Origin of the sequence: Ancylobacter rudongensis (assembly GCF_900100155.1) — a bacterium.
Taxonomy (GTDB): Bacteria; Pseudomonadota; Alphaproteobacteria; order Rhizobiales; family Xanthobacteraceae; genus Ancylobacter; species Ancylobacter rudongensis.
The window spans coordinates 119,813-144,575 of record NZ_FMTP01000005.1; the positions used below are offsets into that span (position 1 = coordinate 119,813).

Genomic DNA, 24,763 nt, shown 5'->3' on the forward strand with positions numbered 1-24,763 from the left:
TCAGTCCTCCGGCGTCGCGTTGACCTCGATGCCGTCCTGCGCGTTCCGGCAGAACAGCATGATGTCGTCCGGCGTGTTCTCCGGTGTCAGCACCACCGGGCGCTCGGCTGTTTCCGCCAGCCAGAGCATGAAACGGGCGAGCGCCAGCCAGTCTTCCGGCTCGCAGACATCGGCGGGGTCGATGTCGAACTCGATATCGTCGCTGCGGAAGAAGTGCAGGTTGACCTGCACCTCGCCCGCGTTCCACCGCAGGCTGGGGCTTGCGTTTCCCCAGATGGCGAACACATCCTCGATATGCGCGGGCAGGGCCGCCGGCTCGCCGTCAATGTCGAAGACGGGCGGCGGGTCGAGCGCGCGCAGGCCGTCCAGCACGGCCTGCCAGCCGACAGGGCCGGCATCGAGCACATAGAGGTCGCGCAAGGCGCCATCCGGCTCGAAAATCCGGGCGACCTCGGTCCATTCGGGAATCGGTGCAGTCATGGGATGTGTCCTTTTCCCCTCCATCCCGCAGGCCGCCCCCATTGACAAGCGGGGAGTGGATTTCTATCTATGTGAATGTGATTAACATTAACCCAAGTGGGCATGGTGCCCGCGGCGGTTCTACCCAGGAGCGGTACGCCCATGGAGCTCGCACAGAAGCTCGACGCATATGGCAAGCCGGCCTGGATCGCGCTCACGGTACTGGGCTTCATGGCCTGGTGGCCTCTGGGTCTTGCGGTCCTGGCCTTCACGATAGGGAGTGGACGGATGTTTTGTGGTGGCAAGCGCGGCTTCGGCCGCTGGCAGGAAGAGGGCGCGGAAGCCGTGCGCAATTTCGGCAGCCGGTTCGGCGGCGGGTTCCCCTCCAGCGGCAACCGTGCCTTTGACGAATACCGCCAGGAGACGCTGCGCCGGCTGGAAGACGAGCAGAAGGATTTCCGTTCCTTCCTCGACCGCCTGCGCCAGGCCAAGGACAAGGCGGAGTTCGACCAGTTCATGGCCGACCGCCGCAACCGCCCGGCCGCGCCTTCCGCGCCGACGGATGATGTCCAGAACTGACCCACGGCGATCATGATGTGGCCGCGCCCCTCACCCGAGGGGCGCGGTTCTTTTTTTGCCGGGCCTTCTCGTTTATGAGGGCGTGATGAACGAGCGCCCCGACCCTTTATCCCCTGACGTCCTCAAGGCCGACCCCTTCCTGCATCTGGCGGGAAAGCTGGTGCCGGGCGGGCATGTGCTGCCCGTTCGGGTCTATTACGAGGACACGGATTTTTCCGGCATCGTCTACCACGCCAACTACCTGAAGTTCATGGAGCGCGCCCGCTCCGACCATCTGCGCCTGATCGGCGTGGTGCAGGGCGAATTGTTCGGCGAGGCGCTGGCCGAGGCGCCGGGCTTCGCCTTCGTGGTGCGCTCGATGGAGCTGCAATTCGTCCGCCCCGCCCGCATCGACGACGTGCTGGAGGTCCATACCAGCCCGATCGAGGTCGCCGGCGCCTCCATCACCCTCGCCCAGAAGGTGAAGCGCGGCGCGGACCTCATCGTCGAGGCCAAGGTGAAGGTCGCCTTCGTCGCCCAGGGCCGCGCCCGGCGTATTCCGGATGCGCTGCGGGCGGCGATGAAACTGGCGCTGGAGCAGGCCCCGCAGCCCTGAGGTCGCACTCGGTAAGAAAACACCCCTGACGCTGTTGCGATGCGGCAACGCTAACGCGGTATTAACCCTAATACGGTGTTGTACCGGGCGGCTGCGGGTGCGCCACGGCCTTGATCGCCCAAGTTTGGACAGACTCGGTCGGTTGATGGCGGGCGCGTTCCCACAGCAGCCATGCAGGGCATTCGCTGCTGTCGGCAGCCGATGCAAGGCGGCAGTGCGACCTTTAACGATCTGGCAGGATTGGCTTGATGACGCTGAAGAAGCTTCTATTCGCGGTGATGCTGGTTCTGGCGGCGCCGGCGTCCATGGCCATCGCCCAGAACGCGCCCGTGCCGGTGACCGCGGCGCCGACGGCGCAGGTCGACGGGCAGGCGGTTGCCGCCCCCGACGGCATGGTTTCCTCCCCTGCGGGTGCCGGCATGGGCAGCGCCGACCTCTCGCTGATCGGGCTTTTCCTTCAGGCACACCTGATCGTGAAGTTCGTCATGGCCGGCCTCGTGCTCGCCTCGGTCTGGGTGTGGGCGATCATCATCGACAAGACCATCCTGTATGGCCGCATGAAGCGGCAGATGGACCGCTTCGAGACCACGTTCTGGTCCGGGCAGAGCCTGGAGGAGCTGTACCGCTCGCTGTCCTCGCGGCAGAACCACGCCATGGCGGCGATCTTCGTGGCGGCCATGCGCGAGTGGAAGCGCTCCTATGAGGGCGGCGCGCGCTCGCTTGCCGGCCTGACGCAGCGACTCGACAAGGTGATGAACGTCACCATCGCCCGCGAGGTGGAGCGGCTGGAGAACCGGCTGCTGGTGCTGGCCACCGTCGGCTCGGCCGGCCCGTTCATCGGCCTGTTCGGCACGGTGTGGGGCATCATGACCAGCTTCCAGTCGATCGCCGCCTCGAAGAACACCAGCCTCGCCGTGGTGGCGCCGGGCATCGCCGAAGCCCTGTTCGCGACGGCAATCGGCCTTATCGCCGCCATTCCCGCGACGATTTTCTATAACAAGTTCGTCTCTCAAGTGAACCGGCAGGCGGCGCGGCTGGAGGGCTTCGCCGACGAGTTCTCCGCCATCCTGTCGCGCCAGATCGACGAACGGGGCTGATCCATGGGCATGTCCGGAGGAGCAGGAGGCGGCTGGCACTCGCGGCGTTCGCGTCGTCGCGCGGGCGGTGCCGTCATGTCCGAGATCAACGTCACGCCGATGGTCGACGTGATGCTGGTGCTGCTCATCATCTTCATGGTCGCCGCGCCCATGCTCACCACGGGCGTGCCGCTCGACCTGCCGCAGACCGAGGCCAAGGCGGTGCCGCAGGAAAGCGCGCCGCTGATCGTCAACATCACCAAGGACGGCAAGATCTTCCTGCAGGACACCGAAATCCCCGTCGACGAGCTGGTGCCGAAGCTGCAGGCGATCGGCAAAGCCGGCTATGAGGAGCGCATCTTCGTGCGTGCCGACAAGAGCCTCGATTATGGTTCGGTGATGCGTGTGATGGGCCGCCTGTCCGGCGCCGGGTTCAAGCGCGTGGCGCTGGTCTCCGAAGTCGAGGGAGGCTGACGCATGAAGGCGGGCTTCCTTTCCTCGGCGGCGCTTCACGTCGGCATTATCGGCTTCATGGCGGTCTCCTTCGCGTCTCCCTCGCCCTATGAGGCGACGCCGGCCGAATCCATGCCGATCGACATCATCTCCGATGCCGAAATGTCGAAGATGATGGCCGGCAAGAAGGACGCGCCGAAGGAGAACCCGAAGCCCGTCGTCGAGAAGAAGGCCGACACGCCCAAGCAGGCGGAAAATCTCGAGTCCAAGGTTTCCGAGAAGCCCGAGGTGAAGGCCTCGAACGAGCCTGCCGCCCCGCCGCCGCCGCCCCCGCCGCCTCCCGAGGCGAAGCCGGCCGAGCCCAAGCCGCCGGCCGCGCAGGCCGAGGCCCAGCCCGCACCGCCGCCGCCGCCGGACGCGGAGGCGCTCGCGGCCAAGCCGCCGGAGCCGCCGAAGGACCAGCCCAAGCCGCAGGAGCAGGCGCAGGCGACCCCGCCGCCGCCGAAGCCGCCGCAGAAGCCGAAGAACATTCCGCCCAAGGTGGTGCAGGAGCCGGCGCCCGAGCGCGACTTCAACCCGAACCAGATCGCCGCCCTGCTGAACAAGCAGGACCCGCGGCGGATGGCGGCGCTGGGCGAGACGATCAACAACACCGCCTCGCTCGGCGCGTCGCAGGGGGCGGCGACCTCGCTGTCGCAGACCGAGATCGACGCGCTGCGCGCCTATATCGCCCGCTTCTGGAAGCTGCCGGCCGGTGCGGTGGATGCCGGCCAGGTGACGGTGGTGTTCAAGATCATGCTGGGCCCCGACCGCAAGATGGTCGGCGCGCCGCAGCTGGTCGAGGTGCAGGGCGTCGGCAATCCTTATGCACCAATTGTTCGTGAGACGGCCCAGCGGGCGCTGTACGAGATCGCCAATCAGGCTAATCCGTTCCCGATGCTGCGTGCCGACCGCTACGATACGTGGCGGGAACTGGAGCTGGGCTTCAACCCGGCCATGCTTCATTGATGCCCGTTTTTTCCGAGGTACCCAGAATGTCGCGGCGTTTTCCCCTTGAAGCCAATGGCCTTGTCGGCCGCCGGTCGGTCCTTGTCGGCATGGCGGCGCTCGGCGGGGCCGGGCTTGGCGGGGCGATGCTCGCGCCGGGTGTGGCGAATGCCGCCGTCCGCCTCGACATCACCTCGGGCACGGTGCAGCCGCTGCCCATCGCCATCACCGATTTCGTCGGCGGCGGCAGCCCGCAGGACATCGAGGCCGGCAAGGGGGTGACGCAGATCATCTCGGCCGATCTGCGTCGCTCGGGCCTGTTCGCCCCGATCGACCCGGCCGCCTTCGTCGAGAAGATCAGCAACCCGGACGCCTCGCCGCGCTTCCAGGACTGGCGCGTCATCAACGCGCAGGCACTCGTCACCGGCCGCATCACCCGCCAGCCGGACGGGCGGGTGAAGGCGGAATTCCGCCTGTGGGACGTGTTCGCCGGCCAGCAGCTGATCGGCCAGCAATATTTCACCCAGCCGGAGAACTGGCGCCGCGTCGCCCACATCATCGCCGACGCGATCTATGAGCGGCTCACCGGCGAGAAGGGTTATTTCGACACGCGCATCGTCTTCGTCGACGAGAGCGGGCCGAAGGAGAAGCGGATCAAGCGCCTCGCCATCATGGACCAGGACGGCGCCAACGTGACCTATCTCACGCGCGGCGACGACCTCGTGCTGACCCCGCGCTTCTCGCCGACCAGCCAGGAAATCACCTATATGAGCTATGGCAATGGCGAGCCGCGCGTCTACCTGCTCAACATCGAGAACGGCCAGCGCGAAGTGGTTGGCAACTTCCCCAATATGAGCTTCTCGCCGCGCTTCGCCCCTGACGGGCAGCGGGTGATCCTGAGCCTGCAGCAGGGGGCGGATTCCAACATCTTCGTGATGGACCTGCGCTCCAAGGCCACCACAAGGCTGACCGATACCGCCGCCATCGACACCGCGCCCTGCTACTCGCCGGATGGCACGCAGATCTGCTTCGAGAGCGACCGCGGCGGCGGCTCGCAGATCTACCTCATGAACCCGGACGGCTCGAACCAGCGCCGCATCTCCTTCGGCGACGGGCGTTACTCCACGCCGGTCTGGTCGCCGCGCGGCGATGTGATCGCCTTCACCAAGCAGGCACAGGGACGCTTCGCCATCGGGCTGATGCGGCCGGACGGCTCGGGCGAGCGCATCCTCACCGAGGGCTACCACAATGAGGGGCCGACCTTCGCCCCGAACGGGCGCGTCATCATGTTTTTCCGCGATGCGGGGGGCGGAGGTGGGCCGCAGCTCTATACGGTGGACATCACCGGCTATAACGAGCAGCGCGTGCCGACGCCCAGCTACGCGTCCGACCCGGCCTGGTCGCCCTTGCGCTCCTGAGCGGGTTCTGTCAGGGAACGATTAACCATAAGCGGCGGTTTACGGAATGGTCGCGAAATTGGCGCAATTCAGCAAGGTTTCGTAAAGCACGACGGAACATTGATGGTCGCCAGCAGCCAGTCGGCAGATCAGTCGGGAATTCAGGAGTCAGCGGTATGATCCGTATGTTGCGCCATCTGGGCGGCGCGCGCGTCGCCTTCATCGTCGGTTTCGCGATGCTCGCGGCCGCCTGCGCCAAGAACCCGATGGACGGCGCCGGCGCCGCTCTCGGTTCGGCGCCTCCCGGCAGCCCGCAGGAGTTCATCGTCTCGGTCGGCGACCGCGTGTTCTTCGAGAGCGACCAGACCAGCCTGACGCCGCAGGCGCAGGCGACGCTCGACAAGCAGGCGCAGTGGCTGAACCAGTACGCCCGCTACAGCTTCACCATCGAAGGCCATGCCGACGAGCGCGGCACCCGCGAATACAACATCGCCCTCGGTGCCCGCCGCGCCCAGAGCGTGCGCGACTATCTGGTCCAGCGCGGTGTCGCGGCAAGCCGCATGCGGACCATCTCCTACGGCAAGGAGCGCCCGGTCGCGGTCTGCAACGACATCTCCTGCTGGTCGCAGAACCGCCGGGCCGTCACCGTGCTGAACGCCACCGGCACCTGATCGGCGCCTCCGCGCAGCAACGAAACCCGGCTCGCCCTGCGGGCCGGGTTTTCGTATTTCTGGCGGGTTGCAACGTGCAAGGGATGACCCTGGGTCAAACTTTGGACGTGATCAGCCCCGTATGTTCAAATGGAAAGCGCGCGGCGTCCTGCCGCCGCTCCGCTGTTCCCGTTCCAGTGCATGGCCATGATGACCGTCCGCCCGCTTCGTCCCGCCGCTCTCGTTCTTGTCGCCGCTCTCGCCGCCGCTTCCGTCCCGTTCGAGGCAGCGCAGGCGCAGGCGGACAACAATTTCTTCGGCAATCTCTTCAAGCCGCCGGGACAGGTGCGCGCGGGCAACCAGCCGGCGCAGGTTGAAGAGGCCGACAGCATCGTCACCCGGATCGACCGGCTGGAAAACCAGCTGCGGCAGATGACCGGGCAGATCGAGCAGCTGCAATTCCGCAACCAGCAGCTTGAGCAGCAGTTGCGGCTGCTGCAGGGCGACACCGGCGCCGCGCCGGCGGCTGCGGGCGAGACCGCCCGCCGTCCCGACGTGTTCGACCCCTCCGCCCAGGCCGGTGCGCCCGGTGCGCCGCGCCCGCTGGGGGCCACCGCGCCGAGCGGCGCGCCAATGGACCTCGGCACCCTTTCCGGCGCCGCCGCGGGCGGGGGCGCCCAGCCGGCCACCTCGCCGAAGGAAATGTTCGATCTCGCCTTCGGCGCGCTCCAGCGCCAGGACTATGCCGCTGCGGGCCAGACCTTCGAGCAGTTCGTCAAGCTCTACCCCACCGACCGGGCCACGCCGGACGCCTATTACTGGCTGGGCGAGAGCCAGTATCTGCGCAAGTCCTATAAGGAAGCGGCGCAGAATTTCCTCAAAGTGTCGACCGATTACCCCAATGCGGTGAAGGCCCCGGACGCCCTGCTGCGCCTCGGCCAGTCGCTCGCGGCGATCGGCGAGAAGGATGCCGCCTGCGCGACGCTCAACGCCGTCGGCAACAAATACCCGCGCGCGTCGGCAACGGTGAAGCAGGGGGTGGAGCGTGAGCAGAAGCGCGCCGGCTGCTGAGGCCGCGCCCGCCGACCCCGCCCCCGGCCCTGACGCGGCCGAGCTGGCGACGCTCTTTGCTCCCCTTGCCGGCCATGCCGATGTGCTGCTCGCGGTGTCAGGCGGCCCCGATTCGACCGCGCTGATGCTGCTGGCCCATCGCTGGCGCACCCAGTGCCACGCGGCGACCCGGCTGCACGTCGCCACGGTTGACCATGGCCTGCGGGCCGAATCGCGCACTGAGGCGCGGGACGTCGCCGCGCTGGCGCAACGGCTCGGCCTGCCTCACGCGATTCTCGACCTCGCCGCGCCGCTGCCGGGCACGCGCCTGCAGGAGGCGGCCCGCGATGCGCGCTACGAGGCGCTGGCCGCCCATGCGCAGGCGATCGGCGCCAGCGCGCTTGCCACCGCCCACACACGCGACGACCAGGCCGAGACGGTGCTTTTCCGGCTGATGCGCGGTTCTGGAATCGGCGGGCTCGCCGGCATTCCGGCCGTGCGCCCGCTGGGGACGATCACGCTCCTGCGCCCGCTGCTGGGCCGGCCGAAGGCGGAACTGGTCGCGCTGTGCGAGGCGGCGGGCATCGCCTTTGTCCGTGACCCCTCGAACAGCAATCCGCGCTTTGCCCGCGTGCGGCTGCGGGAGCTGCTGCCCGCGCTGGCGGCGGAAGGCCTCGATGCCGCCGCCGTGGAGCGCCTGGCGCGCCGCATGGCCCGGGCCGAGGCGGCGCTGGAGGCGGCCACAGACGCCGCCGCTGCCGCCCTCTGGCCGACCCGGCGAGAGGGGGAGCCCGCCCTGACCTTGCCCCGTGCCGGCCTTGCCGCCCTTCCCGAGGAGATCGCCCTGCGCCTGCTCGGGCGTGCGGTCGCGGCGGTGGGTACGGGGCCGGTGGAACTCGGCAAGCTGGAGGCGCTGCTGGCCTGGATTGCCGGGCTCGGGCCAGACGAACAGGGCGCGCGCACCCTTGCCGGGGCGGTGGTGCGGGTGAACCGGCGGAGTGTCGCGCTGGCTCCCGCCCCGGCGCGGCGGCCCTCCGGTTCCACCCGGTGACGCGGATTTGCGCGGAAGGTCGCAGGTGCCTTGCTCCCGACATCTTGGCAATCACCCCTGCGCCACCTAAATTACGGAGCGACAAGGGAGGGCCGCCAGCGCCGGCGGTGCCCGCGCGTCGGTCGAATCCGACGCCGAAAGGGACATGATGAACGCCAATATTCGGAATTTCGCCCTCTGGGTGATCATCGTTCTTCTGCTTCTGGCGCTGTTTTCGCTGTTCCAGAATCCGGCGCAGCGTCAGGCGACGAACGATGTCAGCTTCTCGCAGCTGCTCAACGAGGTCGATCAGGGCCGCGTGCGCGACGTGGTGATCCAGGGTCCGGAGATTACCGGCACCTTCACCGACGGGCGCACCTTCCAGACCTATTCGCCCAATGATCCCTCGCTGATCCAGCGCCTCTATGGCAAGGGCGTGTCGATCACCGCCAAGCCGCTGACCGACAATGTGCCGTGGTTCGTCAGCCTGCTGATCTCCTGGCTCCCCTTCATCGCGCTGATCGGCGTCTGGATCTTCCTGTCGCGCCAGATGCAGGGCGGTGCGGGCGGCAAGGCGATGGGCTTCGGCAAGAGCCGCGCCAAGCTGCTGACCGAGGCGCATGGCCGCGTGACCTTCGAGGACGTGGCCGGCATCGACGAGGCCAAGAGCGACCTCACCGAGATCGTCGACTTCCTGCGCGATCCGCAGAAGTTCCAGCGTCTCGGCGGACGCATCCCGCGCGGCGTGCTGCTGGTCGGCCCGCCCGGCACCGGCAAGACGCTGCTCGCCCGTGCCATCGCCGGTGAAGCGAACGTGCCGTTCTTCACCATTTCCGGTTCCGACTTCGTCGAGATGTTCGTCGGCGTCGGCGCCAGCCGCGTGCGCGACATGTTCGAGCAGGCGAAGAAGAACGCGCCCTGCATCATCTTCATCGACGAAATCGACGCGGTCGGCCGCCATCGTGGCGCCGGCCTCGGCGGTGGCAATGACGAACGCGAGCAGACGCTGAACCAGCTGCTGGTCGAGATGGACGGCTTCGAGGCCAATGAGGGCATCATCCTCATCGCCGCGACCAACCGCCCGGACGTGCTCGACCCCGCCCTGCTGCGTCCCGGCCGCTTCGACCGCCAGGTCGTGGTGCCGAACCCGGACGTGGTCGGCCGCGAACAGATTCTCAAGGTCCATGCCCGCAAGGTGCCGGTGGCGCCGGACGTGAACCTCAAGGTGATCGCCCGTGGTACGCCCGGCTTCTCCGGCGCCGATCTCGCTAACCTCTGCAACGAGGCTGCCCTCATGGCCGCGCGCCGCAACAAGCGCATGGTGACGATGAGCGACTTCGAGGATGCCAAGGACAAGGTGATGATGGGTGCGGAACGCCGCTCGCTCGTCATGACCGAGGACGAGAAGATGCTGACCGCCTATCACGAAGGCGGCCATGCCATCGTCGCCCTGAAGGTCCCGGCGACCGATCCGGTCCACAAGGCGACGATCATTCCGCGCGGGCGCGCGCTCGGCATGGTGATGCAGCTGCCGGAGCGCGACAAGCTCTCCATGTCCTATGAGCAGATGACGTCGCGTCTCGCCATCATGATGGGTGGCCGCGTCGCCGAGGAGCTGATCTTCGGTCCCGAGAAGGTGACGTCAGGCGCCGCCTCCGACATCGAGCAGGCCACCCGCCTCGCCCGCATGATGGTGACGCGCTGGGGCTTCTCGGACAAGCTGGGCAACGTCGCCTATGGCGAGAACAATGACGAGGTGTTCCTCGGCATGTCGATGCAGCGCCAGCAGAATGTTTCCGAAGCCACGGCGCAGACTATCGACAGCGAAGTGCGTCGCCTGGTTGACGAAGGCTATGCCGAGGCCAAGCGGATCCTGACCGAGAGCAAGGACGGGCTGGAAATCCTGGCCCGCGGCCTGCTCGAATATGAGACGCTGTCCGGCGACGAGATCATCGGCCTGCTCGACGGCAATGCGCCCGTGCGCGACACCACGATCGAACCCGCCAATACGCGCGGTTCGGTGGTGCCGAGCGCCGGCAAGAACCGCCCGCCGCGCCCGGATGCCGGCATGGAGCCGCAGCCGCAGGCGTGATCGGTTTCTTAGGCTGAATGGAGGGGAAGATGTGCGCAAGCAGATCTTCCCCTTTTTGTTTGTCTCCAGCCTTTCGGCACCGCAGACGGGCGAAGCATCCCGCGAGATAATATCGCGTGATCCTGATCGCGTCGGCATCGAAGAGCGTCTTTTCCGGCCCGACGGCGCCGCAACGAACGCTTACACTTTGTGAAACCCTTGCCTGTAGGCTCGATGATAGAGAAGAGTGAGTGTCGACGCGCCGCTGGCGCGCCGGGACGGCGTCGATTCGCATGAGGCAGGGCATGGCACGCACTTTATTTGGCACCGACGGGATTCGCGGCCGGGCCAATGGCATCATCACGCCGGAACTCGCGCTGCGGGTCGGCATGGCCGCCGGGCTGGTGTTCCAGCGGGGCGATCACCGGCACCGCGTCGTCATCGGCAAGGACACGCGCCTGTCCGGCTACATGATCGAAAACGCGCTGGTCGCCGGCTTCACCGCCGTGGGCATGGACGTGCTGTTGCTCGGCCCGATGCCGACGCCGGCGGTGGCGATGCTGACCCATTCCATGCGCGCCGATCTCGGCGTCATGATCTCCGCCTCGCACAACCCTTATGACGATAACGGCATCAAGCTGTTCGGACCCGACGGCTACAAGCTCTCCGACGAGCTGGAAACCCGGATCGAGGCGCTGATCCGCGGCGACATGGGCAGCATGCTCGCCCAGCCCGCCGATATGGGCCGCGCCAAGCGCATCGAAAGCGTGCATGCGCGCTATATCGAGTTCGCCAAGCGCACGCTGCCGCGCAACCAGTCCTTTGACGGGCTGCGGGTGGTGGTCGACTGCGCCAATGGCGCCGCCTATCGCGTCGCCCCGGAAGCGCTGTGGGAGCTCGGCTGCGAGGTCATCACCATCGGCGACCAGCCGGACGGCTTCAACATCAACCGCGATGTCGGCTCCACCGCGCCCGAGGCGCTGGCGGCCAAGGTGCGGGAAGTGCGCGCCGATATCGGCATCGCGCTCGACGGCGACGCCGACCGGGTGCTGATCGTCGACGAGAAGGGCCGGCTGGTGGATGGCGACCAGCTGATGGCCGTGGTGGCCGAGAGCTTCCACGAGGATGGCCGGCTGTCGCGCAACGGCATCGTCGCCACCGTGATGTCCAATCTCGGCCTGGAGCGCCATCTGGCCGATCTGGGGCTGACGCTGGCCCGCACGCCGGTGGGCGACCGCTATGTGCTGGAGCACATGCGCGCCCATGGCTTCAATGTCGGGGGCGAGCAGTCCGGCCACATCATCCTGTCGGATTATTCGACCACCGGCGACGGCCTGGTGGCGGCGCTGCAGGTGCTCGCCATGGTGCAGCGCCGGCAGCGGCCGGTGTCCGAGGTGTGCCACCGCTTCGAGCCGCTGCCGCAGATCCTGCGCAATGTGCGCTACAAGAGCGGCCGGCCGCTGGAGAATGACGGCGTGCTCAAGGCGATCGCCGCCGCCGAACTCAAGCTCAACAGCCATGGCCGCCTGCTCATCCGCCCCTCCGGCACCGAGCCGGTGATCCGGGTGATGGGCGAGGGCGACAATCGCGATCTGGTCGAGGCCGTGGTCAACGATGTGGTGGAAGCGGTCGGCCTGGCGGCGGCGTAAGGGCTGGCAGCCATTCCTCTCGTCATCCCGGAATGACCGTCAGGCCATATCCGGGATCGTCCCCCCGTCGCGGATCCGGCAATCGATCCCGGATACGGCCTTTGGCCGTTCCGGGATGACGCGGTGCGCGGTGGTCTCCTGACCCTCCGCCGATGCGTCGACCTTTACCCGTCCAGCCTTCTGAGCAGGCCGCGATAGATCTCGTCATCGTCGCACAGGCCGGCGAGGCGGCCGAGACTGTCGACCAGCAGGATCGGCAGGTCGGTGTGGCGCTTCAGTTCGATCGCCGCCTTCAGCTTCAGGTCGACCGGGGCGACGATGCAGTCGGCATCATGCGCCAGCTTGTCGTCGATCAGGCCGGCTTCGCCATCGGCGGCGGCGAGGACGCCCTGGCGGCCGTCGAGATCGAGCGAGACCGGCCGCCCCTCGGCGTCCATCTTCACCTTCACCCGTCCGTCCCTGTCGAGCACCACCTCATCGCCCTGCCGGGCGAGGCTGGCGGCCGGGCGCATCACCGCCGTGCCGCGCAGCACGTTGAGCGGGTTCATGTGCTTGACGAACTCGGCGACATAGGCGGTGGCCGGGCGCAGCAAGATGTCCTCGGCCGTGCCCGCCTGGACGATGCGCCCGCCTTCCATGATGGCGATCTTGTTGCCGAGCTTCAGCGCCTCGTCGAGATCGTGGCTGACGAAGACGATGGTCTTCTGGATGCGCCGCTGCAGATCGAGCAGCTCGTCCTGCAGCTTGTCGCGGATCAGCGGGTCGAGCGCCGAGAACGGCTCGTCCATCAGCAGGATATCGGCATCGGTGGCGAAGGCGCGGGCGAGGCCGACGCGCTGCTGCATGCCGCCGGAGAGCTCGTTGGTGTATTTCTCCGACCAGTTGGTGAGGCCGACCATGGCCAGCTTCTCGTCGACGATGCGGTTGCGCTCGGCCGCGCTCATGCCGCCGCGCAGCTCCAGCCCGAAGCCGACATTGTCGCGCACCGTGCGCCAGGGCAGCAGGCCGAACTGCTGGAACACCATGGAGACGGTGTGCATGCGGATGTCGCGCAGCGTGTTTTCATCGCAGCGGGCAACGTCGATGGCGGTGCCGTTGTGCTCGACCAGCACCTCGCCGCGGGCCACCTCGTTCAGGCGGTTGATGGCGCGCAGAATGGTGGACTTGCCGGAGCCGGAGAGACCCATCAGCACGCAGATCTCGCCGCGCTCGATGGCAAGGCTCACTCCCGCCGCGCCGAGCACGGCGCCGGTGGCGGCGAGGATCTCGTCGCGCGAGCGGCCCTCGTCGATGAGCCTCAAGGCGTTCTTCTGGTCGGCGCCGAAGACGATGTCGATGTTGCGGAATTCAACGGCGGGCATGGCTCAACCCTTTCGCGAGCGCCGCTCGGGCCGCTTGCAGACGCGGTCGAGCACGATGGCGAGGACGACGATGGCGAGGCCCGCCTCGAAGCCCATGGCGATGTTCACCGAATTGAGCGCCCGCACCACCGGCTTGCCGAGGCCGTCGGCGCCGACCAGCGCGGCGATGACCACCATGGACAGGCTCAGCATGATGCACTGGGTGATGCCGGCCATGATGGTGGGCAGCGCATAGGGCAGCTCCACCTTGAACAGCAGCTGCGTCTTGGTGGCGCCAAAGGCTTTGCCGGCTTCATAGAGCGCCGGCGGCACCGAGGAGATGCCGAGATGCGTGAGGCGGATCGGCGCGGGAATCGAGAAGATGACGGTGGAGATCAGCCCCGGCACCGCGCCCAGGCCGAACAGCACCAGGGTGGGGATCAGATAGACGAAGGTGGGGATCGTCTGCATCAGGTCGAGGATCGGCCGGATGGCGGTGTAGAGCCAGGGCCGGTGCGCGGCGGCGATGCCGATCGGCACGCCGACCACGACGCAGACCAGCGTGGCGCAGATGACCAGTGAAAGCGTCTCCATCGTCGCCGACCAGTAGCCGAGATTGGTGACGAGCAGCAGCGCGCCGACGATGAACACCACCAGCCCGATGGAGCGGTGCACCAGCCAGGCGGCGAGGCCGAATAGGGCGATGAGGAGCAGCGGCGGCACCCAGAGCAGCGCGTCGGTGAAGCCGCCGATCAGCGCCCCCAGCACCAGCGAGACGAAGTCGAAGAAGCCCTGACCATGCGTGGTAAGCAGGTCGACGAAGTCACGGAGCCAGAGTCCCAGCGGGATCTTGTGCTCGGTCAGCCAGTCATACATCGGCGCTCCTCGGCGGGGTGAGTGAGGGCGGACGCCGCCTGCGGGTCAGGGGCGCTTGGCGTCACTATCCTTCGAGACCCGGCTTCGCCGGGGGGCTCGGGATGAGGGCCACGCGGACCAAATCATCCCGAGGTGCGCGCAATGCGCCTCGAAGGCGGTCAGAGGGAGCGGCCGCCCATGGCGAGGGGCCGCACAGGACTCAGAGCTTGAGCGCGGCCTTCACTGCCGGCACGGCCGGCTTGCCGTCGATGGTGGTGACGCCGGCGAGCCAGGGCTCCCACACGGTCGGGTTGGCCTTCAGCCACTTGTCGGCCGCCTTGGCCGGCTCCATGGCGTCGAGCAGGATGTAGCCCATCACCACATTCTCGGTGGCGAGGGTGAATTTGAGGTTCTTGATCAGCGTGCCGACATTCGGGCATTCGCTGGTATAGCCGGCGCGGGCGTTGGTGTAGATGGTGGCGCCGCCATAGTTCGGGCCGAAGACGTCATCGCCGCCCGAGAGATAGCTCATCTCGTACTTGGCGTTCATCGGGTGCGGTTCCCAGCCGAGGAAGACGATGGCTTCCTTGCGGCGCGAGGCGCGCTCGACCTGGGCCAGCATGCCCTGCTCGCTGGATTCGACGAGATCGAAGCCCTTCAGGCCGTATTTGTCGTCCTTGATCATGTCGAGGATCAGGCGGTTGCCGTCATTGCCCGGCTCGATGCCGTAGATCTTGCCGCCGAGCTTGTCCTTGAACTTGGCGATGTCGGCGAAGGACTTCAGGCCCTCGTCATAGAGATAGGTCGGCACCGCCAGCGTGTACTTGGCGCCTTCGAGGTTGACGCCGATGACCTCGACGCTCTTGTCCTCGCGATAGGGAGCAAGGTCCGCTTCCATGGTCGGCATCCAATTGCCGAGGAAGACGTCGATATCCTTGGTCTGCATCGACTTGTACGTCACCGGCACCGACAGAACCTGCGTCTTCGGGGTGTAGCCGAGGGCTTCCAGGATCGCCGAGGTGAGGGCGGTGGTGGCGGTGATGTCGGTCCAGCCGACATCGGCGAAGCGGACCGTCTTGCAGGCCGCCGGCTCGGCGGCCTGGGCCGCGTCGCGGGGGAGGGGGGTGGCGGCCAGGGCGAGGCCCAAGGCGGCGAGGAAGGCGATTTTACGCATCGTTGTTGTTCCCGTTGGCATCCTGGCAGGATCATGGAACCGGCATGGCCTGACGCCAAGCCCGGCACGGCCGGAATCGACAAGTCGGGGACGGCGGGGTCTCGCGGTACCCTTTGGGGCCCGCCCCGCTCCGCCCGGATGCGGCCTCTGGAGGCTTCTTTTGAACAGCTATTCAAAACGCGATCGGGCCATTTGTCACGCGCAATCTTTGCCCAGAAATGACGAATTTACGACGCTTTTCGAGGCTGTTTGCCAAATTGCGCCGCGCCGGCAGAAGCATTTCGACACCGCTTCGTGTCAAGCCGGCGAGCCGGATGGCGGGGATTGCCGGCCGATTTGATCCATGTATTGTACGAGTATTCAATAGCTCCCTTCGCGTCGATCAGGAGGTGCCGGTGGCCCGGGCGAATGCGCAGGCGCAGAAGCCTCAGGCGCGGTTCGATGAGGTGGACGATCAGGCCGGTCAGGCGCGTGTGGACGACATACGCCGTCGCGCGCCGGAGGATGTGCGCCGACGCCAGCTGATCGACGCCACCATCGAGTCGCTGGCCGAGATCGGCTTCAACGCCTCCACCCTGGCGCAGATCGCCCGCCGGGCCGGCGTCTCGCCCGGGCTCGTCGCGCATTATTTCGGCGACAAGGACGGGCTGCTGGAGGCGACGCTGCGTCACCTCTCGCTGCGGCTCTACCGTGCCTCGGCACAGCGGCTGCGCGAGGCCTCGACGCCGCGCGCCCGGGTGCAGGCGCTGATCGACGCCAATCTGGCGCCGGAGGAATTCGACCAGCGCACCTCCAGCGTCTGGCTCGCCTTTTGGGGGCAGGTGCTGCATTCCGAGCGGCTGCGCCGGGTGCAGCGCATCTACCAGGCCCGCATGCTGGCCAATCTGCGCCACGATCTGCGCGGGCTGGTCGCGTCCGCCGACGTCGCCCGCATCGCCATCACCATCGCCGCCATCATCGACGGGCTGTGGCTGCGCTCCTCGCTCTCGGCCGCCGGCGAAACCGATTCGGTCAGCGCCCGGCAGGTCGCCTCGCTTTTCGTCGATGCCCAGATCGCCGCCGCCGCGCCGGCGCCCTCCACCAACGGACCCGCGACCATGACCAGCCGTCCCCCGCTGCACGCCAACCATATTGGCGGGCATTACCGCCCGCATGGCGGCGCCACCTTCACCACCTCGAACCCCGCCACCGGCGAGGTGCTGGCGGAGATCGAGATCGCCGGCGAGGCCGAGGTCGAGGCAGCGGTGGCGGCCGCGCGCAAGGGCCAGAAGATCTGGGGCGCGATGACCGGGGCTGAGCGCGGGCGCGTCCTCATGCGGGCGGTCGCCCTGCTGCGCGCCCGCAATGACGAGCTGGCGCATCTGGAGACGCTCGACACCGGCAAGCCGATCCAGGAAACCAGCGTGGTCGACGTGCTCTCGGGCGCGGACTGCCTGGAATATTATGCCGGCCTCGCCGCCGGCCTCTCGGGCGAGCATGTGGATCTGGGGCCCAGCGCCTTCGGCTATACCCGCCGCGAGCCGCTCGGCATCGTCGCCGGCATCGGCGCCTGGAACTATCCGCTGCAGATCGCCTGCTGGAAATCCGCCCCGGCGCTCGCCTGCGGCAATGCGATGATCTTCAAGCCTGCGGAACTGACCCCGCTCACCGCGCTGAAGCTCGCCGAAATCTATGCCGAGGCCGGCGTGCCGGAAGGCGTGTTCAGCGTGGTGCAGGGCTTTGCCGACACCGGCCGCCTGCTCACCCGCCACCCCGCCATCGCCAAGGTCTCGCTCACCGGCGAGGTTGGCACCGGCAAGAAGGTGATGGTGGATGCCGCCGGCACGCTGAAATATGTGACGCTGGAACTCGGCGGGAAATCGCCGCTGATCGTGTTCGAGGATGCCGATCTCGACGACGCGGTGTCGGGCGCGCTGCTGGCCAATTTCTACTCCGCCGGCGAGGTCTGCTCCAACGGCACCCGTGTCTTCGTGCATGAGCGCGTGCGCGCCGCCTTCCTCGCAAAGCTCACCGCACGTATGGCGAAAATGGTGGTCGGCGACCCGCTCGATCCGGCCACCCAAATCGGCGCGCTGATCTCGCCCGAGCACATGGAAAAGGTGCTCGGCTATATCGAGAAGGGCAAGGCCGAGGGCGCGAAGCTGCTGGCCGGCGGCCACCGCGTCACCACGGGCGCGCTGGCCAAGGGCTGCTTCGTGGCGCCGACCGTGTTCGACGGCTGCGATGAGGCGATGAGCATCGTGCGCGAGGAGATTTTCGGGCCTGTTATGGCGGTGCTGTCCTTCACCGAGGAGGATGAGGTGATCGCCCGGGCCAACGACACCGAGTTCGGCCTCGCCGCCGGCGTGTTCACCAGGGATCTGGCGCGCGGCCACCGGGTGATCGCGCAGTTGCAGGCCGGCACCTGCTGGATCAACGCCTACAACATCACGCCGATCGAGCTGCCCTTTGGCGGGGCCAAGCAGTCCGGCCTCGGGCGCGAGAACGGCAAGGCGGCGATCGAGCACTACACCCAACTGAAGAGCGTCTACGTCAATCTCGGCCGCGTCGAGGCGCCCTACTGATGCAGAACGGCGCCCACGATCTCTATGACTTCATCATCATCGGCGCCGGCTCGGCCGGCTGCGTGCTGGCCGACCGGCTGAGCGCCGACGGGAGCAACCGCGTTCTCGTGCTGGAATATGGCGGCTCCGACCGTTCCGTGTTCATCCAGATGCCGAGCGCGCTCTCCATCCCGATGAACATGAAGAAATACAACTGGATGTATGAGACCGAGCCCGAGCCGGGCCTTGGCGGGCGGCGCATGCACTGCCCGCGCGGCAAGGTGCTGGGCGGCTCCTCCTCGATCAACGGCCTCGTCTATATGCGCGGCGCGCCGGCGGATTTCGACCGCTGGCAGCAGGAGGGGGCGCAGGGCTGGTCCTATGCCGATGTGCTGCCCTATTTCCGCAAGGCGGAAAGCCGCCGCGAGGGCGGGGATGAGTATCGCGGCAGCGACGGCCCGCTCGCCACCCGCTACGGCACGCTGGAAAACCCGCTCTACAAAGCCTTCATCGAGGCGGCGCAGCAGGCGGGCTACCCCGCCAGCGACGATGTGAACGGCTACCAACAGGAAGGCTTCGGCCGCATGGACATGACCGTCAAGGACGGCGTGCGCTGGTCGGCGGCCAATGCCTATCTCCGGCCGGCGATGAAGCGGGCCAACCTGAAGGTCGAGACCCATGCCCGGGTGGAGCGCATCCTGTTCGAGGGGCGCCGGGCGATTGGCGTGCGCTGGTCGCGCGGGGGGCAGCACTATCAGGTGCGGGCGGCGCGCGAGGTGATCCTGTCCGGCGGCTCGATCAATTCGCCGCAGCTGCTCAAGCTTTCCGGTATCGGCAGCGCCGATGAGCTGCTGCCGCTGGGCATCGAGATGGTGGCGCACCGGCCCGGCGTGGGTGAGAATCTGCAGGACCATCTGGAAGTCTATTTCCAGCAGGCGTGCACCCAGCCGATCACGCTCTATTCCAAGATGGGGCTGATCCCGCGCGGGCTGATCGGCGCGCGCTGGCTCCTGAAGAAGGACGGGCTCGGCGCCACCAACCATTTCGAGGCTTGCGGCTTCATCCGCTCCCGTCCCGGCATCGCCTCGCCCGATATCCAGTATCATTTTCTGCCGCTGGCCGTGACCTATGACGGGCAGGGGCTGGCGAGCGAGCATGGTTACCAGGCGCATGTCGGGCCGATGCGCTCGAAGAGCCGGGGCTGGGTGCGGCTCGCCTCGGCCGATCCGCTGGCGGCGCCGCGCATCCGGTTCAACTATCTCACCCATCCCGACGACCGGACCGAGTTCCGCGCCGCCGTGCGGCTGACGCGCGAAATCTTCGCGCAGGACGCGTTTGCGCCCTATCGCGGGCGGGAAATCCAGCCGGGGGCGGAGGTGGTGAGCGACGAGGCGATCGACGCCTTTGTCGAGGAAAAGGTGGAGAGCGCCTATCACCCTTCCTGCACCTGCCGGATGGGATCGCCGTCCGACCCACTGGCCGTGCTCGACCCGCAGATGCGGGTGATCGGGGTGGAGGGGCTGCGGGTGGTGGATTCCTCCGCCATGCCCTCGATCACCAACGCCAATCTGAACGCGCCGACCATCATGATGGCGGAGAAGGCGGCGGACCATATTCTCGGCCGGCCGCTGCTGGCGCCCTCCAACGCGCCGGTCTATGCCGCGCCAAACTGGCAGAGCGCGCAGCGCTAGAAGCCGGTCAGGGCGGGTTGGTGCCGGTGGACGCGCCGACACTGCCGGTCGGCGCGTCCATGGCGGCGGCGCGGGCGGCAGCGCCGGGATGGATCGCCCGCTCGGCCCGGCGCAAATTGCGAGCGCTTTGATAGGAGGTCGCGAGGGTGCGGCGCACCCAGTGGCGCAGCGCGGCGCGCTGCTCGGCCATGCGGTAGCCGAGCGCGGTCAGCCGCTTCTCCAGCGCCGCGTCGGACAGGCTGTCGCGGTAGCGCACGAAGATGAGGTGATGAAGCACTGCGGCCAGGATCAGCATCAGCCCGATCGAGATGACGACATCGGACAGGAAATGCCCGCCAAAGGCGATGCGGTTGAGCCCCACCGCCGCCACGAACAGCCCGATCAGCGCCCCGACCGGCCCGCGCCATTCGCGCGGCAGGAACAATATGAGCGGCAGCAGGCAGGCGGTGGTGGCCGCCTCGCCGGAGGAGAAGGAGTGGTTGCCGAGGCCCGAGGGGCCGATCACCCACGGGTCCTCGAACGGCCAGGGGCCGCCGAAGTCGCTGACATTGAGCGGACGCGGCCGGCCCCAATAGGGCTTGAGGATGCCGTTCACCAAAAGGCCGGGCCCGAGCAGGAACAGCGGGATGAAGAACAGCGCCATCCGCGACGGCAGCAGGCTGGTCTTCGCCGGGAAGGACAGCTTGAGGACCAGGCACACCAGCGTCAGCAGCGGCAGAAACAGCGAGATGTTGGAGGCGAAGGTGCGGAAATCCTGCAGCAGCGGGATCTGGGCGGCGGGGAAGCCCTTCCCCGGCTCGTAGAACAGGCCGAGGAAGGCGAGATCGATCTGCGGGACGAGATAGAAGACGACCGAGACCAGGGCCGTGCCGAGAATCGCCATCGACAGCGGCGCGCGCGCGAAGATGGAGGCCCTGTCGCGCGGAAAATCGTTCGGATCGGCCATTTTCGGTCTGTCTGTCTTCGCTAAGATCAGGAGAGGAAGCACACGGGTTGTGACGGCCGCATGAAGCGGGCGCGGCTCAGCCAGCCCGGCACGCCGTGGGCGCGGGTGCCGTTACGGCAGAAGCGGGCGCGCCCGTCAGTGTGCGTGTCGGTCTCATGATCGATTCCCCCTGTCGCGCATGCGTCGCCGGCCCCCCGGGAAGCGGTAGCTTGTTAGCGTCTCTTCGTGGCAAATGCATGGGGAAACGCGCGGCCGTGACCGGCAAAATGTGCCGCTTTCACGCTGACAGGTAGCTGACAGCCGCCGGCGTCAGCGGGTGGGCAGGCCGAGCGCGCGCAGATGCGCCAGAATCTCCCGCGCCGCCTCATCAGGCGCCGGATCGACCAGCAGCCGGCCGCCGCCGCTGGCGGCCTCGGTGGCGGCGCGCAGCCGCTCCAGCGCCGACGCCCCGGCCGCCGCCTTGGCGATGAGCTTGGGGCGCGGGCGATAGGCGCGTTCCTCGACCTCAGGCGCGACGGCGGGAGCGGGCGGAGCCTCGCGCATCTCCACCCGCCCGCGCCGCAGGCCGGCAAAGGCGAAGGGCAGCGGCGGCGGCGCGGCGGGATGGACGGTGACGAGGGCCGGCAGCCGCACCACGAGACGCCGGCGGGCGCCGCGTCCCAGCGCCTGCTCGACACTGAGCGTGCCCGGCGCTTCGCCCGGCGCCAGACCGGCGGCATCGGCGAGGATCGGCCAAGCCAGCCCGCGCGCCAGCGTGTAGGGCAGTAGGCCGGCATCTTCGCCGCCCTGTCCGGCGCGGCCGGCGAGGATGAGATCGTAGCCGCCGGCCTCCAGCGCTGCTGCGAGCGCGGGGGCGGGGTCGGCCGCGCCCTCGGTACGCAGATGCACGAGATGGCCGAGCCCATGGCCGAGCGTATCGGCCAGCGGGCCGAGTTCCGGCCCGGCATGCAGGCCGGTGACGTCGCAGCCCGATTGGCCGCCGCATTGGTTGGCGAGATCGACGGCGAGCCGCAGCGCCTGCAGTTCCACCGGCACTGGGGCGGGGCGGCCGGACACGCTATGCCGGCCGGCGGAGAGCAGCACCGCGATCCTCATGATGCGCGCTCCTGTTGCAGCAGCGCCAGCAGCGCTGGCATCACTTTCTGCGCGTCGGCCACGATGGCGAGGCCGGCGCGCTCGATCATCGCGGCGTGCAGGTCGGTGTTGACGGCGATGACATGCTCGCATTTCGCCACGCCCTGCAGATGCTGCGGCGCGCCGGCAATGCCGAGGGCGAGATAGACCCGCGCGTCCAGCACCGTGCCGGAGGCGCCGACCTGGGCGGCGCGCGGCATCAGCCCGGCATCGCACAGCATGCGGCTGGCGCCGGGCGTGGCGCGCAGTGCTGCCGCCAGCGCGCGGAAGGCCTCGAGATCGCTCACGCCATTGCCGGCGGAGACGACGAAATCGGCCTCCGCCAGCGACACTTTGGCCGGATCGGCGGGGATGAATTCCGCCGAGACAATGGCGCCGCCGGTCGGTTGCGGGAAGGCGAGGGCGACCGGCAGGCCCTCGTGCAGCGTCCCGGCATGCGGGGCGACGGCATCCGGCGCGAGGCTGATCAAGCGCGGCGGGGCGCGGCGCTGCTCCACCCGGCGGCCGCGGGCGGCGCGGGTGACGGCCTTGGGGCTGAGGCTCTCGGCGCCGGCGAAGAAGGGCTCGCCCGACAGCGCCGCAAGCCGGCGGGCGAGATCGCCGCCATCGGCGGTTTCGGGAAACAGCACATGGCGCAGATCAAGCGCGGCAAGCGCGGCATTGAGCGCCAGCGCCTTCGCCTCCGGGTCGTAGCCGGAGACGGGCAGGGCCAGCACGCGGTCGGCGCCGGCCGGGCCGAATTCCTCGCCCGGCTGCTCGACAAAAGCGAGCACCGCCCCGCCGCCGGCATCCGCCAGCAGGCGCGCGGCGCCGAACAGCTGGCGGTCATGGGCGGAGAGCCGCCCGCCCGGCGCATCCGGCACCAGGGCGACGAGATAAGCAGGCTCGGCGATCACCCGCAGGCGCGGGGCGGCGTCCACCGTCTCGGCGGAGGCCGGCGCTGCGGCCGCGAGCGCCGGCGCGCGCTGGGCGCGGTCCAGCCGGCGGCGCAGCGTGCCGGGCACGAGGGCGAGGCGCTCTTCCGCGCGCGGGTCACGCCGCGGGCGGCCGCTGGCGGCGGGCAGGGCGGCGAGATCGAAGCGCGGCCGGGCGCCACCGGGCACAAGATGGGCGGCGCGGGCGGCGCGCGGGTCCTTGCGCGGGCGGCTCATGCCGGCACCTCGACCGGGCGGGCGGGCGCGGCATCGGCCTTCTCCACCGCCATGAGCACCAGCTCGGCGATATCGTGCACCGCCGGGCGCGCGCCGGTGACGCCTTCCAGCATGGACGAGCATTGCGGGCAGGCCACCGCGACGATGCCGGCGCCGGTCGCGGCCGCCTGGCTCATGCGGATATCGGGGATGCGCCGTTCGCCCTCAATGTCGGACACCGGCGCGCCGCCGCCACCGCCGCAGCACATGGAGCGCTTGCCGGAACGCTCCATCTCCAACCGCGCGATGCCGAGCCGGTCGAGCAGGCGGCGCGGGGCGTCCACCTCGCCATTGTAGCGGCCGAGATAGCAGGGGTCGTGATAGGTGATGCGCGCCTGATCCAGCGCGCCTATACTGAGCCGGCCGGCGGCCGCCAGCTCGTCGAGAAAGGCGGTGTGGTGCACCACCTCATAGGTGCCGCCGAAGGCGCGATATTCGTTGCGCAGCGCGTGCAGCGCGTGCGGGTCGGCGGTGAGGATGCGGCTGAAGCGATAGCGCGACAGGGTGGCGATGTTCTCAGCGGCGAGGCGCTGGAAGCCGGCCTCGTCGCCGAGGCGGCGGGCGAGGTCGCCGCAATCGCGCTCCTCCGCGCCGAGCACGGCGAAATCGACCTTCGCCTTGTGCAGCAGGGTGACGAGCGCGCGCAGGGTGCGGCCATAGCGCAGCTCATAGGCGCCTTCGCCGAGCCAGAGCAGGATCTCCGCCTCGCCCTTGGCCGAGATGAGCGGCAGGGTCAGGCCGGCGGCGAAATCGGTGCGGGAGGTGAGGGGGCGCCCGCCCGGCTCGTCGGCATAGCGCAGCTCCATCAGCGGCGCCGCCGCCCGCGCCGGCATGGCGCCGAGCTCCAGCGTCTGGAAGCGGCGCAAATCGAGGATAGCGTCGACATGCTCGATCATCATCGGGCATTCCTCGACGCAGGCGCGGCAGGTGGTGCAGGACCACAGCGTGTCCGGGTGGATCATCGCCCCTTCGCCGACGATGGGCAGGCCCGGCCCGCCAATGCCGGCGACGGGGCGGGCATTGGGATAGGGGCTGCCGGCATAAGCGGCATTGGTGCCGCCGGGCTGCAGGCTGGCGGCGAGGTCCTGGATGAGGCGTTTGGGGTTCAGCGGCTGGCCGGCGGCGAAGGCCGGGCAGGCCACCTCGCAGCGCCCGCACTGGATGCAGGCATCGAAGCCGATCAGCCGGTTGAAGGCGAACTCCTCCGGCAGGGCGACGCCGAGGCGGGGCGCGTCGAGATCGAGCGGGGCCAGCGCGGTGGCGCGCTCGCCCTTGAAACGGCCGGGGCGGGGATGGGCGACGAGATGGGCGGCGCCGGCAAAGGCATGGCGCATCGGGCCGCGGTCGATCTGTAGCGCGAGGCCGAGGCCGCCGAGGGCGGCGACGGCGAGGCCGGCCCAGCCGAGCGGCCACAGCGCGCCGCCGAGTGACGCATCCAGCGCGACCAGGAAACCGCCGCCGGTATAGGCGGCGAGCAGGAAGGGCAGCAGCTGGAACCGCCCGCCAGAGAGCCGCGCCGGCTTGGTGGGATAGCGCCGCCGCCCGACCATTCCCCCGCCGGCAAAGGCGGCGGCGAAGGCGAGCGCGGTGAGCCACCAATAGAGCCGCGCGTCGCCCAGCGCCGGGATGAGGCCGAGAAGCGCGAGGCCGGAGCCGGCGAGCAGCCCGCCGGCGGCCAGCGCGTGCATGCGCGCGGCGTAAGCGTCGCGCCCCACCACATGGTGGACATCGACGAGGTAGCGCTTCGGCAGGGCGAGGAGGCCCGCCGCCCAGTCCACCTTCGCCGCACGGCCGACGCGCCACAGACGCGCGCGGCGGGCGGCGAGCACGCCGGCGATCACCACCATGGCGAGGACGGTGAAGGAGAGGAGAAGCGCGAGATCCGTCATGAGGC

The 24,763-nt window shown here is 68.6% G+C and carries 22 protein-coding genes; 14 read left to right on the top strand and 8 right to left on the bottom strand.

Going from position 1 to position 24,763, the window contains the following annotated elements:
- Positions 1-480 carry a hypothetical protein gene (locus tag BLO63_RS13980; protein ID WP_091441640.1) on the bottom strand — a complete coding sequence of 160 codons (480 nt, stop codon included), beginning with the start codon at positions 478-480 and terminating at the stop codon, positions 1-3.
- 141 nt (positions 481-621) lie between these two features.
- On the opposite strand from BLO63_RS13980, the gene BLO63_RS13985 reads away from it, so the two are divergent.
- The 12 genes from BLO63_RS13985 (at position 622) to glmM (ending at position 11,996) form a co-directional block, all read left to right on the top strand.
- A complete protein-coding gene (locus tag BLO63_RS13985; RefSeq protein WP_091441641.1) occupies positions 622-1,038 on the top strand; it encodes a DUF2852 domain-containing protein in 417 nt (138 codons plus the stop codon).
- A gap of 85 nt (positions 1,039-1,123) precedes the next feature.
- Positions 1,124-1,633: a tol-pal system-associated acyl-CoA thioesterase gene (ybgC, locus tag BLO63_RS13990; protein WP_091441643.1), complete on the top strand. Its 510-nt coding sequence runs from the start codon at positions 1,124-1,126 to the stop codon at positions 1,631-1,633.
- A gap of 392 nt (positions 1,634-2,025) precedes the next feature.
- Positions 2,026-2,730, top strand: coding sequence for a protein TolQ (gene tolQ / locus BLO63_RS13995; RefSeq protein ID WP_091442102.1), 705 nt, complete (start codon positions 2,026-2,028; stop codon positions 2,728-2,730).
- 3 nt (positions 2,731-2,733) lie between these two features.
- A complete protein-coding gene (gene tolR, locus BLO63_RS14000) occupies positions 2,734-3,183 on the top strand; it encodes a protein TolR (protein WP_162841814.1) in 450 nt (149 codons plus the stop codon).
- Positions 3,184-3,186: 3 nt separating this feature from the next.
- Positions 3,187-4,170, top strand: coding sequence for a cell envelope biogenesis protein TolA (locus BLO63_RS14005; protein WP_091441647.1), 984 nt, complete (start codon positions 3,187-3,189; stop codon positions 4,168-4,170).
- 89 nt (positions 4,171-4,259) lie between these two features.
- Positions 4,260-5,567 (top strand): Tol-Pal system beta propeller repeat protein TolB, encoded by a 1,308-nt coding sequence (gene tolB / locus BLO63_RS14010; RefSeq protein ID WP_425284338.1) that lies wholly within the window; start codon positions 4,260-4,262, stop codon positions 5,565-5,567.
- A 155-nt stretch (positions 5,568-5,722) separates the two neighbouring features.
- Positions 5,723-6,217 (top strand): peptidoglycan-associated lipoprotein Pal, encoded by a 495-nt coding sequence (pal, locus tag BLO63_RS14015; protein ID WP_091441651.1) that lies wholly within the window; start codon positions 5,723-5,725, stop codon positions 6,215-6,217.
- Positions 6,218-6,403: 186 nt separating this feature from the next.
- Positions 6,404-7,267 carry a tol-pal system protein YbgF gene (gene ybgF, locus BLO63_RS14020; RefSeq protein WP_244517876.1) on the top strand — a complete coding sequence of 288 codons (864 nt, stop codon included), beginning with the start codon at positions 6,404-6,406 and terminating at the stop codon, positions 7,265-7,267.
- The gene (gene tilS / locus BLO63_RS14025; RefSeq protein WP_091441654.1) at positions 7,242-8,297 is read left to right on the top strand and encodes a tRNA lysidine(34) synthetase TilS; all 1,056 of its coding nucleotides are present in this window, start codon (positions 7,242-7,244) and stop codon (positions 8,295-8,297) included. Before ybgF ends, tilS begins: the two co-directional genes overlap by 26 nt.
- Before the next feature lie 148 nt (positions 8,298-8,445).
- Positions 8,446-10,368, top strand: a complete 1,923-nt coding sequence (gene ftsH / locus BLO63_RS14030) for an ATP-dependent zinc metalloprotease FtsH (RefSeq protein WP_091442104.1) — start codon at positions 8,446-8,448, stop codon at positions 10,366-10,368.
- Positions 10,369-10,399: 31 nt separating this feature from the next.
- The gene (locus BLO63_RS21135) at positions 10,400-10,561 is read left to right on the top strand and encodes a hypothetical protein (protein ID WP_162841815.1); all 162 of its coding nucleotides are present in this window, start codon (positions 10,400-10,402) and stop codon (positions 10,559-10,561) included.
- A 91-nt stretch (positions 10,562-10,652) separates the two neighbouring features.
- Entirely contained in the window at positions 10,653-11,996 is a 1,344-nt protein-coding gene (glmM, locus tag BLO63_RS14035; RefSeq protein ID WP_091441656.1) for a phosphoglucosamine mutase, read from the top strand.
- Between the two features lie 164 nt (positions 11,997-12,160).
- On the opposite strand, the gene choV is transcribed toward glmM, so the two are convergent.
- The 3 genes from choV to BLO63_RS14050 form a co-directional block, all read right to left on the bottom strand.
- Positions 12,161-13,357 (bottom strand): choline ABC transporter ATP-binding protein, encoded by a 1,197-nt coding sequence (choV, locus tag BLO63_RS14040; protein ID WP_091441657.1) that lies wholly within the window; start codon positions 13,355-13,357, stop codon positions 12,161-12,163.
- Between the two features lie 3 nt (positions 13,358-13,360).
- Positions 13,361-14,212, bottom strand: coding sequence for a choline ABC transporter permease subunit (gene choW, locus BLO63_RS14045; protein WP_091441659.1), 852 nt, complete (start codon positions 14,210-14,212; stop codon positions 13,361-13,363).
- A gap of 199 nt (positions 14,213-14,411) precedes the next feature.
- Positions 14,412-15,365 (bottom strand): choline ABC transporter substrate-binding protein, encoded by a 954-nt coding sequence (locus tag BLO63_RS14050; protein WP_091441661.1) that lies wholly within the window; start codon positions 15,363-15,365, stop codon positions 14,412-14,414.
- A 395-nt stretch (positions 15,366-15,760) separates the two neighbouring features.
- On the opposite strand from BLO63_RS14050, the gene betB reads away from it, so the two are divergent.
- On the top strand, positions 15,761-17,929 hold the full coding sequence (betB, locus tag BLO63_RS14055; protein ID WP_091441663.1) for a betaine-aldehyde dehydrogenase: 2,169 nt from the start codon (positions 15,761-15,763) through the stop codon (positions 17,927-17,929).
- Positions 17,929-19,599 (top strand): choline dehydrogenase, encoded by a 1,671-nt coding sequence (gene betA, locus BLO63_RS14060; protein WP_091441664.1) that lies wholly within the window; start codon positions 17,929-17,931, stop codon positions 19,597-19,599. Before betB ends, betA begins: the two co-directional genes overlap by 1 nt.
- 7 nt (positions 19,600-19,606) lie before the next feature.
- Here betA and BLO63_RS14065 read toward each other — a convergent pair whose 3' ends face one another.
- The 4 genes from BLO63_RS14065 to BLO63_RS14080 all read right to left on the bottom strand — a co-directional run bounded on the left by BLO63_RS14065 (position 19,607) and on the right by BLO63_RS14080 (position 24,758).
- Positions 19,607-20,545 (bottom strand): phosphatase PAP2 family protein, encoded by a 939-nt coding sequence (locus BLO63_RS14065; RefSeq protein ID WP_091441666.1) that lies wholly within the window; start codon positions 20,543-20,545, stop codon positions 19,607-19,609.
- A gap of 309 nt (positions 20,546-20,854) precedes the next feature.
- Positions 20,855-21,640, bottom strand: a complete 786-nt coding sequence (locus tag BLO63_RS14070; protein WP_091441668.1) for an adenine nucleotide alpha hydrolase family protein — start codon at positions 21,638-21,640, stop codon at positions 20,855-20,857.
- Positions 21,637-22,830 (bottom strand): electron transfer flavoprotein subunit alpha/FixB family protein, encoded by a 1,194-nt coding sequence (locus BLO63_RS14075; RefSeq protein ID WP_091441669.1) that lies wholly within the window; start codon positions 22,828-22,830, stop codon positions 21,637-21,639. The genes BLO63_RS14070 and BLO63_RS14075 overlap by 4 nt, the downstream gene beginning before the upstream one ends.
- Positions 22,827-24,758: a DUF3483 domain-containing protein gene (locus BLO63_RS14080; RefSeq protein WP_091441671.1), complete on the bottom strand. Its 1,932-nt coding sequence runs from the start codon at positions 24,756-24,758 to the stop codon at positions 22,827-22,829. The genes BLO63_RS14075 and BLO63_RS14080 overlap by 4 nt, the downstream gene beginning before the upstream one ends.
- Positions 24,759-24,763: the final 5 nt, after the last annotated feature.

Excerpts from the sequence above, each read along its gene's own strand:
- BLO63_RS14080 (WP_091441671.1), bottom strand. The coding sequence starts at position 24,758 with ATGACGGATCTCGCGCTTCTCCTCTCCTTCACCGTCCTCGCCATGGTG.
- tolB (WP_425284338.1), top strand. The coding sequence starts at position 4,260 with ATGGCGGCGCTCGGCGGGGCCGGGCTTGGCGGGGCGATGCTCGCGCCG.
- choW (WP_091441659.1), bottom strand. The coding sequence starts at position 14,212 with ATGTATGACTGGCTGACCGAGCACAAGATCCCGCTGGGACTCTGGCTC.
- glmM (WP_091441656.1), top strand. The coding sequence starts at position 10,653 with ATGGCACGCACTTTATTTGGCACCGACGGGATTCGCGGCCGGGCCAAT.
- pal (WP_091441651.1), top strand. The coding sequence starts at position 5,723 with ATGATCCGTATGTTGCGCCATCTGGGCGGCGCGCGCGTCGCCTTCATC.
- BLO63_RS14075 (WP_091441669.1), bottom strand. The coding sequence starts at position 22,830 with ATGAGCCGCCCGCGCAAGGACCCGCGCGCCGCCCGCGCCGCCCATCTT.
- BLO63_RS13980 (WP_091441640.1), bottom strand. The coding sequence starts at position 480 with ATGACTGCACCGATTCCCGAATGGACCGAGGTCGCCCGGATTTTCGAG.
- betA (WP_091441664.1), top strand. The coding sequence starts at position 17,929 with ATGCAGAACGGCGCCCACGATCTCTATGACTTCATCATCATCGGCGCC.
- BLO63_RS13985 (WP_091441641.1), top strand. The coding sequence starts at position 622 with ATGGAGCTCGCACAGAAGCTCGACGCATATGGCAAGCCGGCCTGGATC.
- choV (WP_091441657.1), bottom strand. The coding sequence starts at position 13,357 with ATGCCCGCCGTTGAATTCCGCAACATCGACATCGTCTTCGGCGCCGAC.
- BLO63_RS14065 (WP_091441666.1), bottom strand. The coding sequence starts at position 20,545 with ATGGCCGATCCGAACGATTTTCCGCGCGACAGGGCCTCCATCTTCGCG.
- tolQ (WP_091442102.1), top strand. The coding sequence starts at position 2,026 with ATGGTTTCCTCCCCTGCGGGTGCCGGCATGGGCAGCGCCGACCTCTCG.
- ftsH (WP_091442104.1), top strand. The coding sequence starts at position 8,446 with ATGAACGCCAATATTCGGAATTTCGCCCTCTGGGTGATCATCGTTCTT.
- BLO63_RS14050 (WP_091441661.1), bottom strand. The coding sequence starts at position 15,365 with ATGCGTAAAATCGCCTTCCTCGCCGCCTTGGGCCTCGCCCTGGCCGCC.
- tolR (WP_162841814.1), top strand. The coding sequence starts at position 2,734 with ATGGGCATGTCCGGAGGAGCAGGAGGCGGCTGGCACTCGCGGCGTTCG.
- ybgC (WP_091441643.1), top strand. The coding sequence starts at position 1,124 with ATGAACGAGCGCCCCGACCCTTTATCCCCTGACGTCCTCAAGGCCGAC.
- BLO63_RS14005 (WP_091441647.1), top strand. The coding sequence starts at position 3,187 with ATGAAGGCGGGCTTCCTTTCCTCGGCGGCGCTTCACGTCGGCATTATC.
- ybgF (WP_244517876.1), top strand. The coding sequence starts at position 6,404 with ATGATGACCGTCCGCCCGCTTCGTCCCGCCGCTCTCGTTCTTGTCGCC.
- BLO63_RS14070 (WP_091441668.1), bottom strand. The coding sequence starts at position 21,640 with ATGAGGATCGCGGTGCTGCTCTCCGCCGGCCGGCATAGCGTGTCCGGC.